Annotated in this window: 12 protein-coding genes and 2 tRNA genes; 13 read left to right on the top strand and 1 reads right to left on the bottom strand. The window is 34.2% G+C overall.

Annotated features, from left to right (window positions below):
- Positions 1-10 precede the first annotated feature (10 nt).
- The 8 genes from ACFQ18_RS02930 to yihA all read left to right on the top strand — a co-directional run bounded on the left by ACFQ18_RS02930 (position 11) and on the right by yihA (position 8,484).
- Positions 11-520: a metallophosphoesterase gene (locus ACFQ18_RS02930; RefSeq protein WP_047183697.1), complete on the top strand. Its 510-nt coding sequence runs from the start codon at positions 11-13 to the stop codon at positions 518-520.
- A 311-nt stretch (positions 521-831) separates the two neighbouring features.
- Positions 832-905 (top strand) — tRNA-Gly (locus tag ACFQ18_RS02925).
- 5 nt (positions 906-910) lie between these two features.
- Positions 911-984: transfer RNA gene (locus ACFQ18_RS02920), tRNA-Arg, on the top strand.
- Positions 985-1,105: 121 nt separating this feature from the next.
- Positions 1,106-2,089 (top strand): tetratricopeptide repeat protein, encoded by a 984-nt coding sequence (locus ACFQ18_RS02915; RefSeq protein WP_047183698.1) that lies wholly within the window; start codon positions 1,106-1,108, stop codon positions 2,087-2,089.
- Positions 2,090-2,232: 143 nt separating this feature from the next.
- Positions 2,233-3,519: a trigger factor gene (tig, locus tag ACFQ18_RS02910; protein ID WP_204797694.1), complete on the top strand. Its 1,287-nt coding sequence runs from the start codon at positions 2,233-2,235 to the stop codon at positions 3,517-3,519.
- A gap of 443 nt (positions 3,520-3,962) precedes the next feature.
- On the top strand, positions 3,963-5,240 hold the full coding sequence (gene clpX, locus ACFQ18_RS02905) for an ATP-dependent protease ATP-binding subunit ClpX (protein ID WP_060667958.1): 1,278 nt from the start codon (positions 3,963-3,965) through the stop codon (positions 5,238-5,240).
- 342 nt (positions 5,241-5,582) lie between these two features.
- The gene (lon, locus tag ACFQ18_RS02900; protein ID WP_047183701.1) at positions 5,583-7,898 is read left to right on the top strand and encodes an endopeptidase La; all 2,316 of its coding nucleotides are present in this window, start codon (positions 5,583-5,585) and stop codon (positions 7,896-7,898) included.
- Position 7,899: 1 nt separating this feature from the next.
- Complete coding sequence (yihA, locus tag ACFQ18_RS02895; protein WP_047183702.1) at positions 7,900-8,484, top strand: ribosome biogenesis GTP-binding protein YihA/YsxC; 585 nt, start codon at positions 7,900-7,902, stop codon at positions 8,482-8,484.
- Positions 8,485-8,524: 40 nt separating this feature from the next.
- On the opposite strand, the gene ACFQ18_RS02890 is transcribed toward yihA, so the two are convergent.
- Complete coding sequence (locus tag ACFQ18_RS02890; RefSeq protein ID WP_047183703.1) at positions 8,525-9,007, bottom strand: LiaI-LiaF-like domain-containing protein; 483 nt, start codon at positions 9,005-9,007, stop codon at positions 8,525-8,527.
- 205 nt (positions 9,008-9,212) lie between these two features.
- Between ACFQ18_RS02890 and hemA the strand changes: the two genes are divergently transcribed.
- The 5 genes from hemA (at position 9,213) to hemL (ending at position 15,036) form a co-directional block, all read left to right on the top strand.
- Positions 9,213-10,589 (top strand): glutamyl-tRNA reductase, encoded by a 1,377-nt coding sequence (gene hemA, locus ACFQ18_RS02885; protein WP_047183704.1) that lies wholly within the window; start codon positions 9,213-9,215, stop codon positions 10,587-10,589.
- 477 nt (positions 10,590-11,066) lie between these two features.
- The gene (gene hemC, locus ACFQ18_RS02880; protein ID WP_047183705.1) at positions 11,067-11,996 is read left to right on the top strand and encodes a hydroxymethylbilane synthase; all 930 of its coding nucleotides are present in this window, start codon (positions 11,067-11,069) and stop codon (positions 11,994-11,996) included.
- Complete coding sequence (locus ACFQ18_RS02875) at positions 11,993-12,760, top strand: uroporphyrinogen-III synthase (RefSeq protein WP_060667953.1); 768 nt, start codon at positions 11,993-11,995, stop codon at positions 12,758-12,760. The genes hemC and ACFQ18_RS02875 overlap by 4 nt, the downstream gene beginning before the upstream one ends.
- A complete protein-coding gene (gene hemB, locus ACFQ18_RS02870; protein WP_047183707.1) occupies positions 12,760-13,734 on the top strand; it encodes a porphobilinogen synthase in 975 nt (324 codons plus the stop codon). The genes ACFQ18_RS02875 and hemB overlap by 1 nt, the downstream gene beginning before the upstream one ends.
- Positions 13,735-13,749: 15 nt before the next feature.
- Entirely contained in the window at positions 13,750-15,036 is a 1,287-nt protein-coding gene (gene hemL / locus ACFQ18_RS02865) for a glutamate-1-semialdehyde 2,1-aminomutase (protein WP_047183708.1), read from the top strand.
- Positions 15,037-15,070 lie beyond the last annotated feature (34 nt).

Below are 15,070 nucleotides of genomic sequence, written 5' to 3'. Positions count from 1 at the left end.
GTCATGCGTTATGTATGAAGTATTAATTATTAGTGATAGTCATGGACTAAAAGAAGAAATCACGGAAATTAAAAGTCGGCACCCGAATATTACCATGATTCATTGCGGTGATTCTGAATTGGAATATGATTCGGTAGAACTAGAAGGAATGTATAAAGTTCGTGGAAATTGTGATTTTGATTCAAGATATCCAGAAGAAGAAATTATTTCAATTGGGGGTTTAACGTTTTTCGTTACACATGGACACTTATTCCAGGTAAAGTCAACATTTATGAAGCTATCATATAGGGCAAAAGAACTTGGTGCAGACGTTATCTGTTTCGGCCATTCTCATATTGCTGGGGCTGAACAGAATGACGGGCAATTATTTATTAATCCTGGAAGTATTCGTTTACCTAGAAATAGACACGAAAAAACATATGCAATTGTAAAATGGGAATCCATTGATCATATAAATATTCAATTTTATTCAACGGATGGATTCGAAGTGGAAGAATTATCCTATACAGCATCTTTCTAAAAAGATCATGGGGGTTGGGACATAACGAAATGTTTAACTCAAATGACGGACAATCCCGCAGAATCTCCAGAGCGGTTTATCTACTCCATTATTTCTGTAAAGTTCGGATTTCTCTTATTATAAAACATTTTATCCCAACCTCTGTGAAAAATGACTTATCCCACCTTAATGGGCAGTAAGACTCTCACCAAGCCCCCCCACAGATAGAAGTCTTCTTTATTTTTTTATAGAAAGTGTTGACAAAGAATGTCAATTTAACTATAATTAAATTTGTCGTTAAATTATTAATCATACTTAATTTTTAAAATCATGCGGGTGTAGTTAAATGGTATAACCTCAGCCTTCCAAGCTGATGTCGTGGGTTCGATTCCCATCACCCGCTCCATTTATGTCCCAGTAGCTCAGCTGGATAGAGCAACAGCCTTCTAAGCTGTGGGTCGGGAGTTCGAATCTCTCCTGGGACGCTTTGAATCAACTACTAGAGAGAAACCAACTGATTGGTTTCTCTTTTTATGTTTAATTTTAAATATATAGGGAATCTATATGTAATAAAAAACGATTATCTTTATGAAAGAAGGTGAATGAATGCGCATACAACAAGATGATAAAATAATTCTATTTCCGAAATGGAAGAAAGAATTGGAAAAAGCAAGCTTAATCGCTCTTAAGGAAAAAAGATATGATGAAGCTTTAATTAAATTAGATAAGTTAATTAACTATCAAGTAGACAATCATGAAATTATAACCGGAAAGTTAATTTGTCTAATGGAACTAGGTGAATTTAATGAAGCCCAGAATTTATGTGAGGATTTATTAAAACAAGAAGATGAACACTACTATCATTATGTACATATTTATTTAACAATTTTATTTCAAACGAATCAATATAATTTATTAATGGATCAAGTTGAATATGAATTTCAAAAAAAGGATATACCTAAATTACAAAAAGAACAATTTAAACAATTATATGAAATTAGTGAAAAAATGAATATTGATATGAATATGGAGAAGGAGGCAATCCTTTTTCAAGATTTGTTTACAGCTGTAGAGGAAGGTAATTTTGATGAGCAATGGCGGCAAGTGGAGAAATTAAAATCACTTCATGCAAATCCCTCAAATCAAATTATCGAACTTCTTGTAAATGATGACGTTCACCCACTTGCAAAAACAGCAATAATAGAATGGTTAAAAGAAAAGCAATGGACGACTGAAGTAGAGGTTAGTAAGTTTAATGTAACTTTAACTATAATTCCAAAAGAATTAGAATGGGTTAAGGAAAGTGAACCTATATTAGAAACTAAAGCATTACTTCGGGAATTAGAGCAAGATAACCCTTCGTTATTCCATTTGATAACAAAACTGTTATATGATTATACTTATGTCATGTATCCGATAAAACCACCGAAAGATGATTATTTACATATTGCGAAAGCACTAGAACTGATTGGAAAAGAATCTTTAGGAGTTGCATCCAATCAAGTTCCGGAAACAACTAAACAAGTAGAAAATTACATAGAGAAAATAAAATTTAGTGAATCACTTTATCTAAGCATTATTGACAGTTAAGAAGAGATATGTGATAAATGCTTGAAAGCCGAACGAATTATGTTATAATATAGTGGTTGCAAAATACTTAGTAGAGTAAAAAGTAATTATCGTAATTTACATAATTATGAAATGGATATAATAGTTTGTGGAGGGAAATAAATATGTCAGCTAAATGGGAAAAACAAGAAGGTAACAAAGGGGTACTAACATTTGAAGTACCTGCAGATGAATTTGAAAAATCGTTGGATCAAGCCTTCAAAAAAGTAGTCAAAGATGTACAGATGCCTGGATTCCGTAAAGGTAAAGTACCAAGAGGGATTTTTGAAAAACGATTTGGTGTCGAAGCCTTATATCAAGATGCAGTAGACATTGTACTTCCAAATGCATATGGAAAAGCTGTTGAAGAAACAGATATTTTCCCAATTGCACAACCTGAAATTGATATTGAACAAATTGAAAGAGGGAAAGACCTAATTTTCACAGCGAACGTTGAAGTGAAACCTGAAGTGAAACTTGGTGAATATAAAGGTCTAGAAGTAGAAGAACAGTCTGTTGAAGTAACTGACGAGGATGTAGATGCTGAAATCAATCGTCTTCGCGAACGTCATGCAGAATTAGTAGTGAAGGAAGAAGGAGAAATTGAAGAAGGCGATACAGTGGTTATCGACTTTGAAGGTTTCTTGGGTGACGAAGCATTTGAAGGTGGTAAAGGCGAAAATCACTCATTAGAAATTGGTTCCGGTCAATTCATTCCTGGATTTGAAGAACAATTAATTGGTAAAAAGTCTGGTGAAGAAACAGAGGTTAACGTAACATTCCCAGAAGATTATCATGCTGAGGATTTAGCTGGAAAAGAAGCTACTTTTAAAGTTAAAATCCACGAAGTGAAATTTAAAGAATTTCCTGAATTAGATGATGAGTTTGCTAAAGATGTTGATGATGAAGTAGAAACTCTTGAAGCATTAAAACAAAAGAAAAAAGAACAGCTTGAAGAAGAGCGTAAACAAAACGCTGAAAATGAAAAACGCCAACAATTAATTGAAAAAGCTTCTGAAAATGTAGAAGTTGATATTCCTGATGCTATGGTTGAAACTGAATTAAACCAAATGCTTCGTGAGTTTGAACAAAACCTACAAATGCAAGGTCTAACAATGGAAATGTATAGTCAATTCTCTGGTCAAGATGAAGATGCACTAAAAGAACAAATGAAAGAAGATGCAGCTAAACGCGTTCGTACTAATTTAACGCTAGAAGCAATTGCAAAAGCTGAAAATCTTGAAGTTACTGAAGAAGATATTAATGAAGAATTAGAGAAAATGGCAAGCATGTATGGCATGGATGCTAAACAAATCGTTCCATTATTAGGTGGAAATACGGAAGTAATTGAAAGTGATCTTTTAATGAGAAAAGCAATTGACTTCTTAGTGGATCAGAGTAAAGCTGTTTAATAATGATAACGTACGTACTAGAACATTATTAACCACATAATGATAAATGCAACAAGGTGCGAAATATAGGCGCACCTTGTTTTGTCTTATTTATAGTAAAATACTACTTAAAAGAAAATATCTTTCATATAGTATAAGAAATAATTAAAATAACAATAATTATTTTAAAATTATTTTTGGGAGTTTTATCTCACCTAAACGGGCAGTAAGGCTCTCACCTCAAGCTTCCGGGGACAAAGAAGGTGGGTGGGAGATCAACTACCGTAATGGTCCAAGAAGTGCGACTAACCATCAGTGGGGGATGAAGGAAAACCTCCATTGATGGAAGTCTTCTTTATTTGTTTAAGAAAAATCAGTGGTTTTTATTTTGTTTTTTGAAAGTCTTCTGATATGATGGCTATAAATTGAAACCTAGATTTTAGGATATTTAGGGGTGAAAATGTATGTTTAAATTTAATGAAGAAAAAGGACAACTAAAATGTTCGTTTTGTGGGAAAAGTCAAGATCAAGTACGCAAATTAGTTGCCGGACCAGGCGTTTATATATGTGATGAATGTATTGAGCTATGTACGGAAATTGTGGAAGAAGAACTTGGTACGGACGAAGAAATGGAATTAAAAGAAATTCCAAAACCAAAAGAAATTTGTGAAATTCTTGATGACTATGTAATTGGACAAGAAAAAGCTAAAAAGAACTTATCTGTTGCAGTATACAACCATTACAAACGCATTAACTCACCAAAGGGTAATGATGATGTTGAATTGGCTAAAAGTAATATTGCGATGATTGGACCAACTGGTAGTGGTAAAACATTACTCGCACAAACGTTAGCGAGAATCATTAATGTTCCTTTTGCCATGGCTGATGCAACTTCACTTACTGAAGCAGGTTATGTTGGGGAAGATGTTGAAAACATTTTATTAAAGCTAATACAGGCTGCCGATTATGATGTTGAAAAAGCCGAAAAAGGAATCATTTATATTGATGAGATTGATAAAGTGGCTCGTAAATCCGAAAACCCATCTATTACTCGTGATGTTTCCGGAGAAGGGGTACAACAAGCACTTTTAAAAATCTTAGAGGGAACTGTTGCAAGTGTACCACCACAGGGTGGCCGTAAACATCCTCATCAAGAGTTTATACAAATTGATACAACCAACATTTTGTTTATCCTAGGTGGAGCTTTTGACGGTATTGATCAAGTTATTAAACGTCGCTTAGGTAAAAAGGTGATTGGATTTGGCTCAAATTCAAAACAAGAAGACTTAGATATGGGTCAATTGCTTCAACAGGTATTACCAGAAGATTTATTACGCTATGGATTAATTCCTGAGTTTATAGGAAGAATTCCGGTTATCGGTGCACTTCAACCTCTCGATGAGGATGCACTAGTTGAAATTTTAACAAAACCTAAAAATGCATTGGTCAAACAATATGAAAAGCTATTTGAAATGGATAACGTGGAATTAGAAATAGACGAAGAGGCACTAATTGAAGTTGCTAAGAAAGCAATCGAAAGAAAAACAGGTGCTCGAGGATTACGTTCTATTTTAGAAGGAATCATGCTGGATGTTATGTTTGAATTACCATCTAGGGAAGATATTGATAAATGTATTATTACAAAAGATACCATTGTAAATGAAAACGGAAGTCCGACATTAGTATTTAACGACGGAACGGTACAAGAGGGTATCAAAAATCATCCAAAAGAGAGTGCGTAAAAACAAGTTAAAATGATATTATGCAAAAAGAGACTACATAGCAACACGGCTCTCGTCTTTGAGCTGTTGGCTTAGGTTAGTCTCTTTTTTGCAAAAAACTTATTTAGCAGGATAGCATAAAAAGTCTTTCCACTCTGTACAAATGCAACGAAGGCATTTAAATTCCAATATTGCATGTAAGTTTTCTAAATATGTAATTTTTGTTCTAAAAAATGTTTAGTATAATAAGATACGTAAATAATAAATTTGAAGTTGATTTTAGTTTACAAATAAATGTATTAACTTTAAACTTTTAAAGCATACATATAAGTTAATAATTCACATATTTGGAGGTCACATTTCATGACGAAAGATTTAATTCAAGTCCCCCTCCTTCCACTGCGCGGTTTACTCGTATTTCCAACTATGGTTATACATTTAGATGTTGGTAGAGATAAATCTGTTCAAGCTTTAGAAAAAGCAATGATGGATGATCAGACTATATTTTTAGCAGCTCAAAAGAAAGTAAGTCTAGATGAACCAGAAACGAAAGATATTTACCAAATTGGTACATTAGTGAAAGTAAAACAAACATTAAAGCTTCCTAATGGTACAATAAGAGTATTAGTAGAGGGATTACATCGTGGGGAAATCGTACGTTTTATAGAAACGGAAAATGAATTTGTAGTAGAAATAGAAAAGTTAGAAGATATTCATGGCGATAATCATGAAGAAGAAGCGCTTATGAGATCGCTTTTAAATCAATTTGAACAATACATAAAAGTTTCAAGAAAAGTTACGGAAGATACGTTGGCAACAGTTGTTGATATTGAAGAACCAGGTAGGTTAGCGGACATCATTGCTTCTTATCTATCGTTAAAAGTGAAAGAAAAACAAGAAATTCTTGAGATACAAGATGTTAAAAAGAGAATAAAGAAATTAATTCAATATATATCAAATGAAAAAAAGGTATTAGATTTAGAAAAGAAAATTGGACAACGTGTCAAATCATCCATGGAAAAAACACAAAAAGAATACTATCTTCGTGAACAATTAAAAGCAATACAGAAAGAACTTGGGGAGAAAGATGGTAAAACAGGCGAAGTTGACAGCCTTAGAGAAAAGATTGAAGGATCGGATATGCCCGAACATGTTATGGAGGTTGCCCTAAAAGAATTAGATCGATATGAAAAGGTCCCCCAAAGTTCCGGGGAAAGCTCTGTTATTCGTAATTACTTAGAATGGTTATTAGTACTTCCATGGACGAAAAAAACGAAAGATACCATTGATATTAAAAAAGCAGAAAAGGTTTTAAATAGTGAGCACTATGGATTGGAAAAGGTAAAAGAAAGAATTTTAGAATACTTAGCCGTTCAAAAATTAACGAATACAATAAAAGGACCAATATTATGTTTGGTTGGACCACCAGGGGTAGGGAAGACATCATTAGCTAAATCAATTGCTTCCTCTGTTAACCGTAACTTTGTACGGATTTCACTGGGTGGGGTGCGTGACGAAGCAGAAATTAGAGGCCATAGAAGAACTTATATTGGTGCCATGCCAGGTAGAATCATTCAAGGAATGAAAAAAGCTGGTACCATAAATCCGGTGTTTTTACTTGATGAAATTGACAAAATGTCTAACGATTTTCGTGGCGATCCAGCTTCAGCCATGTTAGAAGTTCTTGATCCAGAGCAAAATAGTACTTTTAGTGACCATTTTATTGAAGAGAATTATGATTTATCGAATGTTTTATTTATCGCTACAGCAAATAACGTAAGTTCTATTCCAGGTCCCTTATTAGACCGAATGGAGCTAATTTCACTATCTGGATATACAGAAGTAGAGAAAATGCATATTGCAAAAAAACATTTGATACCAAAACAAGTGAAAGAAAATGGTTTAACTAAAGGAAATTTGCAAATTAGAGATGATGCTTTAATGAAGTTAATTCAAACCTATACTCGAGAAGCCGGGGTACGAGGTCTAGAGAGACAAATCGCAAAGCTTTGTAGAAAAACTGCGAAGGTTATTACGTCGGAAGAGAAAAAGCGTGTTATTATAACCGAAAAAAGTATAGAAGAGTTTCTTGGTAAGCCGATTTTTCGTTATGGATTAATGGAACAGGAAAACCAAGTAGGAACTGCAACAGGACTTGCATATACAACGGTAGGTGGAGATATTTTATCTATTGAGGTTAGTCATTATCCAGGAAAAGGAAAACTCACTTTAACCGGAAAACTAGGAGAAGTCATGCAAGAATCAGCACAGGCTGCATTTAGTTACATTCGTTCCCGTGCAAAAGAACTGAATATTGATCCTGACTTTTACGAAAAATATGACATTCATATACATGTCCCAGAAGGTGCAACTCCAAAAGATGGTCCATCCGCTGGTATTACGATGGCAACTGCTCTGGTTTCCGCTCTATCAGGCCGTGCAGTAAGAAAAGAAGTCGGTATGACCGGGGAAATTACCTTAAGAGGTAGAGTATTGCCTATTGGGGGACTAAAAGAAAAGTCTTTAGGCGCCCATCGAGCTGGATTAACAACGATTATCATTCCGGAAGATAATAGAAAAGATATAGAAAATATTCCGGACAGTGTCAAAGAGGAATTAACATTCATACCTGTAAAGCATTTAGATGAAGTGTTAAAACATGCATTAGTGGAGGAATAAAATGAAAGTAACAGATGCAGAAATAGTAATTAGTGCGGTTAGTAAAAAGCAATACCCAAATGAAGGAGTTCCGGAAATTGCATTAGCAGGTAGATCGAATGTTGGGAAATCTTCTTTTATAAATAAATTAATTAACCGAAAAAGTTTAGCTAGGACATCATCTAAACCTGGTAAAACCCAAACTCTAAATTTCTATAAAATAAATGGATCTTTTTATTTTGTAGACGTCCCAGGATATGGTTATGCGAAGGTTTCCAAAAAGGAAAGAGAAAAATGGGGAAAGATGATGGAAGAATACTTTCAAACACGTGAAACATTAAAGGCTGTTCTTCTCATTACAGATGTTCGCCATGAACCTACTAGAGATGATGTACAAATGTACGATTTTCTGAAATATTATGAATTACCAGTTATCGTTATTGCAACAAAATTAGATAAAGTTCCTAAGAATAAACGGGCACAACACATTAAACGAACAAAACAAACTTTACAAATAGATTCTAATGATGTTGTGATACCTTTTTCATCAGAAACAGGAGAAGGTAAAGACGAGGCATGGGCGCTCATACGGAGCTTCTTGAAATAAAATAGAATAGAAAAAGAAATAACCAATATAAAGATAGAGGTTATTTCTTTTTCTTTAATAAATATATACCTATAATAATTAAAATAATTGGCCAATAATTTGTAACGAAAGGGGTAACATCATTTACCCAATTAAAATAGGCGGATACTTTAGATGAAAAAATCATAAAAATACTAACCCCGATAAATAATATTCCTAAGATATATCCTTTTTTGGTTTTTGTTGCTCTAACGATAAATGCGATTCCAATAATTAACGTATACATTCCCCAATGATTGCTCCAAAAATGATAATGCTCCAAACCATAGGAGTGAATTCCAAGTCCTAATATAATAGTTCCACTAAATAAAAATTGATTATTTTTTTGTATGTAACTATAAAATAAGAATAGGATACCAGTAATGATTAAGATGGTTTGCCAGGAATAAAAATTAGTGATTAGTGGAATTTCTAATTGCTTAAGTAAGAAGAATACCCCAATTACGATTAATATGTATGCTAATAATGAATTCCTTTTCTTCAATTATAACTAATCCCTTCTATAGTTTCGTTTCCTTGCTTATAAATATATTGTATGATAAAGTACATTCGAGTTAAACTAATAACGTTCTTATATAATATTTGTTTCAAATTCTGTTCACATTTATAGAATTTGGTGTATTAAAACTATGTTACAATGTAAATAATATGTCATTTTTAAAAGATAAAGATTTTTGGGGGTAGTCAATTTGCACATTCTTAAAGTAGGACTCAATTATAAAACAGCCCCTGTAGAAATAAGGGAAAAACTAACTTTTCCAGAGAGTACCCTTGAAGAAGCAACGAACGAATTAAAAAAACAAAAAAGTATTTTGGAAAATGTTATTATTTCTACATGTAATCGTACGGAAATTTTTGCTGTTGTTGATCAACTTCATACCGGTCGATATTATATTAAAAAATTTTTAGCAGATTGGTTTGGAGTAGATAAAGAATTATTTTCTCCTTATTTACAAATAGCAGAAAATGATGGTGCCATAGAACATTTATTCCGTGTTTCCGCTGGATTAGATTCAATGGTATTAGGAGAAACTCAAATTTTAGGGCAAGTAAGAGATGCCTTTCTTAAAGCACAAAAAATAAGCACTACAGGTACTATTTTTAATGAATTATTTAAACAAGCCATTACATTTGGAAAACGTGTCCATAACGAAACAGGCATTGGAGAACATGCAGTTTCGATTAGTTATGCAGCAGTTGAATTAGCGAAGAATATTTTTGTGAATCTTAGCGAGAAACATGTTGCTGTCTTGGGTGCTGGTAAAATGGGCGAATTAGCAGCTAAAAATTTACAAGGATCAGGTGTGACGGAAATAACAGTCATTAACCGTACCATTGAAAAAGCGGAAGAATTAGCTGAGGTGTTCCATGCAAGGGCTGTTGGTCTAGATAATCTAGAAAATGTATTAGAAGAAGTTGACATCCTGATTAGCTCTACAGGCTCGAAATCTGTTATTTTAACAAAAGAAATGATTGAAAAAATTCAAATAAAAAGAAACAATAAACCTCTTGTTTTAATAGATATCGCGGTTCCAAGAGATATCGATGCCGACATCAATGGAATGGAAAATGTTTTTCTTTATGATATTGATGATTTACAGGGGGTTATCGACCATAATTTAGAAGCTAGAAAAGAAGCGGCTGAACAAATTGAGCTAATTATTGAACAGGAAATTGTCACATTTAAAGAATGGATTAAAACATTGGGAGTTGTACCGGTTATATCTGCACTTCGCAATAAAGCCTTGTCGATTCAAAAAGAAACGATGAAAAGTATCGAAAGAAAGATGCCTGATCTTACGAAACGTGAAAAAAAGGTGTTAAATAAACATACGAAAAGTATTATTAATCAACTATTGAAAGAGCCAATTACTCAGGCAAAAGAAATGGCTGGAGGAAGTCATGCAGATCACGCCCTTGAACTTTTTGTTGAAATCTTTGGTATTGAAGATGAAGTAAGGGAAGAATTTGCAAAACAGGGCGAAAAAGACGAAACGTTAATGTCTCTTCAAAAAAGTGAATATATTTCTTTTTCACATTTAGAAAAGATTTCAGGTGTAAATTAATATTTTTTCTGTTAAAAACCAGAAGGCTTTATGCTTTCTGGTTTTTACCTGCACGAATCTTATTGTTTTTCAAATAGTTTAAAAAAGGTTAAAATATATGTGTTATCACTTAATTTAATTATATCTTAGAAATGTAAAATATGTAGCTATGAGTAATTTTGTATAAGGAAAGCCACGTCCGGCTCCAGCGCCCAGCAACTAGCAAACTTCATGCTCCTCCACTACGATAAAGAAGACTTGCCGATTCGTGAAACGAGAGGCTTAGTCGCACTTATACCCTTGTGGTGAAAGTCAACATCGGTTCGCTTACAGCTCACCGTGTTTCCTTTATCTCATTGCTATAGAGGAATGTCCGATTAAGAACGCCGCTTTGCGCGGCAACATCGGACCACCTGGCATGGCCAGGCGCAGTTTGTACGTTGCTAAACGGGCGGTTACGCCTTTGTTCATGGCAACACGATTTAGGAGGATTTATTCATGCGAAAAATCGTCGTAGGATCAAGAAGAAGTAATCTAGCATTAACACAAACGAAATGGGTTATCAATGAACTTAAAAAAGCTGGTGTCCCAAACGAATTTGAGATAAAAGAAATTGTAACAAAAGGGGATCGTATTTTAGATGTCACTCTATCTAAAGTCGGCGGAAAAGGTTTATTTGTTAAAGAAATTGAACAGGCAATGTATGATAAAGAAATAGATATTGCGGTCCATAGTATGAAAGATATGCCATCCGTAATGCCAGAAGGGCTTGTTATTTCGTCTATCCCTGTTAGAGAAGATCCTCGAGATGCATTCGTATCTAAAAATAATATTACTTTAAAAAATTTACCTGAAGGAGCTAATGTTGGAACAAGTAGCTTGCGTCGTGCAGCACAAGTTCTTAAAGCAAGACCCGATATAAATATTAAATGGATTCGTGGAAATATTGAGACAAGAATTCGAAAACTTCATGAAGAAGATTATGATGCTATTATTTTAGCAGCTTCTGGATTAAAACGAGCAGGTCATGATAATGGAATTGTAACGGAGTATTTAGAACCCGAAGTAGTTGTTCCTGCAGTCGGACAAGGTGCTTTAGCAATCGAATGTAGAGAAGATGATCAGGAAATACGTGAAATATTAAATAAGATTAATGATAGTTACACAACTAGAACCGTAACTGCTGAAAGAACTTTTCTTCAATTATTAGATGGTGGTTGCCAAGTTCCGATTGGTGGATATGCCTATCTGGAAGACGATGAAATAGTGTTAACCGCATTAGTCGGTACACCTGATGGTAAAACAATATTAAAAGAGGTTGTTCGTGGTACTGATCCAAAAGCAGTTGGTGAGGAAGCAGCTACATTATTAATAAACCAAGGTGGCAAAGAAATAGTAGAAAGGGTAAAAGAGGAGCTTGATAAATGATAGCACCTCTAAGAAGTAAAAAAATTATTGTGACAAGGGAAAATGCAGGTGGAAAAATCTTCTCTAAAAAAATTAGTCAATATGGTGGTATTCCAATTGAAGTCCCCTTGTTGCGTATTGACTGTGATGATCGTGATGAAAACAGGCGAATTATGAAACAACTGGATCACTTTGATTGGTTTATTTTCACAAGTGCCAATGGTGTAGAATATTTTTTTAAATTGGCTAATAAACATCAAATTTCCCATGAAATATTAAACGCAAAAAATATTGCAGTAGTAGGTGAAAAAACAAATCAGAAATTGAAGAAATATGGTTATTCAGCTGATTTTGTACCTACTGTTTATGATGCGAACACGCTTAGCAAAGAATTCTTAGCTAAATTTCAAAATCCAGGAGAAATTCTACTCATCCGTGGTAATCTATCTAGGGATGTTTTACCAAGTGAATTGAAGAAAGCGAATCTTTCATTTACAAGTCTTTATGTTTATAAAACAACTATAAATTTCAAAAGTAAAAACTTACTAAATGAAATATTACAAAGGGAATTTGACTTTATCACATTTACAAGTCCATCCACAATTGATGCTTATTTCGAATTATCAGGGTATTTAGTAGATAAACCATGTGTTTGTATTGGAACAACTACGGAAAATAAGGCAAGGGAAAAAGGGTTTTCTACCATATTGACGCCAAAGGTTTTTACTGTAGATGCAATGATCGATATTATCATTGATTATATAAATAAAAAGGAGCATATATAATGGATTTTAAAAGACATAGAAACTTACGTTCATCCGCTTCCATGCGTTCATTAGTTCGAGAAACGCATTTACGTGTGAATGATTTTATTTATCCAATGTTTGTAATAGAAGGGAATAATATTCGTGACGAAGTTCCTTCCATGCCAGGGGTTTATCAAATATCGATGGACTTATTACTAGAAGAAGTAAAAGAAGTTTATGAATTAGGAATCAAAGCAATAATGTTTTTTGGTGTAGTTACTGCAAAGGATGAAATTGGAACAGGTGCTTTTATGGATGATGGGATTGTTCAAACGGCTACACGGATGGTGAAAGAAAACTATCCGGATTTATTAGTAGTTGCTGATACATGTCTTTGTGAATATACAGACCATGGTCATTGTGGTGTCATTCATAATCATGATGTTGATAATGATGAATCTTTGAAAGTTCTAGCTAAAACAGCAGTTTCTCAGGCAAAAGCGGGAGCGGATATTATCGCCCCATCAAATATGATGGATGGTTTTGTTGTAGCAATTCGTCAAGCTCTGGATGAAGCAGGTTTTGAAAATATTCCCATCATGTCTTATGCAGTAAAATATGCATCTGCATTTTATGGTCCATTCCGTGATGCGGCTGATAGTGCACCACAATTTGGGGATCGTAAAACCTATCAAATGGATCCAGCAAATCGTTTGGAAGCTATACGTGAGGTTGAGTCAGATATTGAAGAAGGTGCAGATTTTATTATGGTAAAACCTGCATTATCCTTTTTAGATATTATTAGAGATGTACGCAATCATGTTAATGTGCCGGTTGTCGCTTATAATGTTAGTGGAGAGTACGCAATGATTAAAGCTGCTGCACAAAATGGCTGGATTGATGAGAAAAGTATCGTTATGGAAATGTTGACATCAATGAAGCGTGCGGGTGCAGATATTATTTTGACGTATTTTGCTAAAGACGTCGCAACTTGGTTAAAAGATGATAAATAAGTGGAGGTGTATGGATTGAGAAATTTTGAAAAGTCTCATGAAATATATGAAGAAGCTGTTAATTTACTACCAGGTGGTGTTAATTCACCTGTTCGTGCTTTCAAATCAGTTAACATGGCTCCGATTGTAATGGAATCAGGAAAAGGATCAAAAATATACGATGCAGATGGTAATGAATACATTGACTATGTACTAAGTTGGGGACCTCTTATTTTAGGTCATGCAAATGATCGAGTAGTTGGAAAGTTAAAAGAAGTCGTGGAAAAAGGGACGAGCTTTGGTGCAAATACTGAAATAGAAAACAAATTAGCTAAATTAGTCATTGAACGGGTACCTTCTATAGAAATGGTTCGAATGGTAAACTCGGGTACAGAAGCAACGATGAGTGCGATAAGACTTGCTAGAGGATACACTGGTAGGGATCTTATCATGAAGTTTGAAGGTAGTTATCATGGTCATGGAGATTCCTTACTTATTAAGGCGGGTTCTGGAGTTGCTACATTAGGCTTACCAGATAGTCCCGGTGTACCAAGTTCCATTGCTAGTAACACGATTACAGTACCATTCAACGATTTAGATAGTGTTAAACTTGCTTTTGAAAAATATGGTAAAAATATTGCTGCCGTTATTATGGAGCCTGTTTGTGGTAACATGGGTGTTGTACCACCGGAAAATGCATTTTTACAAGAAATGAGAAAAATTACGGAGCAAAATGGTTCCTTACTTATTTTTGACGAAGTTATGACAGGATTCCGAGTTGGATACCATTCCGCTCAAGGATATTTTGATGTTAATCCGGATTTAACTTGTCTAGGTAAAGTTATTGGTGGTGGTTTACCTGTTGGTGCATTTGGCGGAAAACGTGAAATAATGGAACAAATTGCTCCTGTGGGTCCTATTTATCAAGCGGGAACTTTATCAGGTAACCCATTAGCAATGACAGCCGGTTTTGAAACAATTTCAGCTTTAACCAAGCAGTCCTATGAGGAAATAAATAAAAAGGCTGATCGATTAGTAGAGGGTTTTAAACAAGCGGCAGAAGATTACGAAATTCCACTACATATTAACAGAGCTGGATCCATGTTAGGTGTATTCTTTACAAATGAGAAAGTGGTTAATTTCGACGCTGCAAAAACATCCAATCTGGAGTATTTTTCTAAATATTATCAAGCAATGATTGAAGAAGGTATATTTTTACCACCTTCCCAATTTGAAGGTTTATTCCTATCAACCGAACATACGGATGCCGACATCGAAAAAACAATTGAAGCTATTCGAAAAGCATTCTCTAAACTTAAATAATTTAAAAAAGCTATTCCCAACTGAAACGGGGATA

The organism is Oceanobacillus caeni (assembly GCF_042678465.1).
In the GTDB taxonomy this organism is placed as follows: domain Bacteria; phylum Bacillota; class Bacilli; order Bacillales; family Amphibacillaceae; genus Oceanobacillus; species Oceanobacillus caeni.
The sequence above is the reverse complement of the archived record's forward strand: the minus strand, read 5'-3'. Positions and strand labels throughout refer to the sequence as shown.

Excerpts from the sequence above, each read along its gene's own strand:
- yihA (WP_047183702.1), top strand. The coding sequence starts at position 7,900 with ATGAAAGTAACAGATGCAGAAATAGTAATTAGTGCGGTTAGTAAAAAG.
- hemC (WP_047183705.1), top strand. The coding sequence starts at position 11,067 with ATGCGAAAAATCGTCGTAGGATCAAGAAGAAGTAATCTAGCATTAACA.
- hemB (WP_047183707.1), top strand. The coding sequence starts at position 12,760 with ATGGATTTTAAAAGACATAGAAACTTACGTTCATCCGCTTCCATGCGT.
- ACFQ18_RS02930 (WP_047183697.1), top strand. The coding sequence starts at position 11 with ATGTATGAAGTATTAATTATTAGTGATAGTCATGGACTAAAAGAAGAA.
- tig (WP_204797694.1), top strand. The coding sequence starts at position 2,233 with ATGTCAGCTAAATGGGAAAAACAAGAAGGTAACAAAGGGGTACTAACA.
- clpX (WP_060667958.1), top strand. The coding sequence starts at position 3,963 with ATGTTTAAATTTAATGAAGAAAAAGGACAACTAAAATGTTCGTTTTGT.
- ACFQ18_RS02915 (WP_047183698.1), top strand. The coding sequence starts at position 1,106 with ATGCGCATACAACAAGATGATAAAATAATTCTATTTCCGAAATGGAAG.
- lon (WP_047183701.1), top strand. The coding sequence starts at position 5,583 with ATGACGAAAGATTTAATTCAAGTCCCCCTCCTTCCACTGCGCGGTTTA.
- ACFQ18_RS02875 (WP_060667953.1), top strand. The coding sequence starts at position 11,993 with ATGATAGCACCTCTAAGAAGTAAAAAAATTATTGTGACAAGGGAAAAT.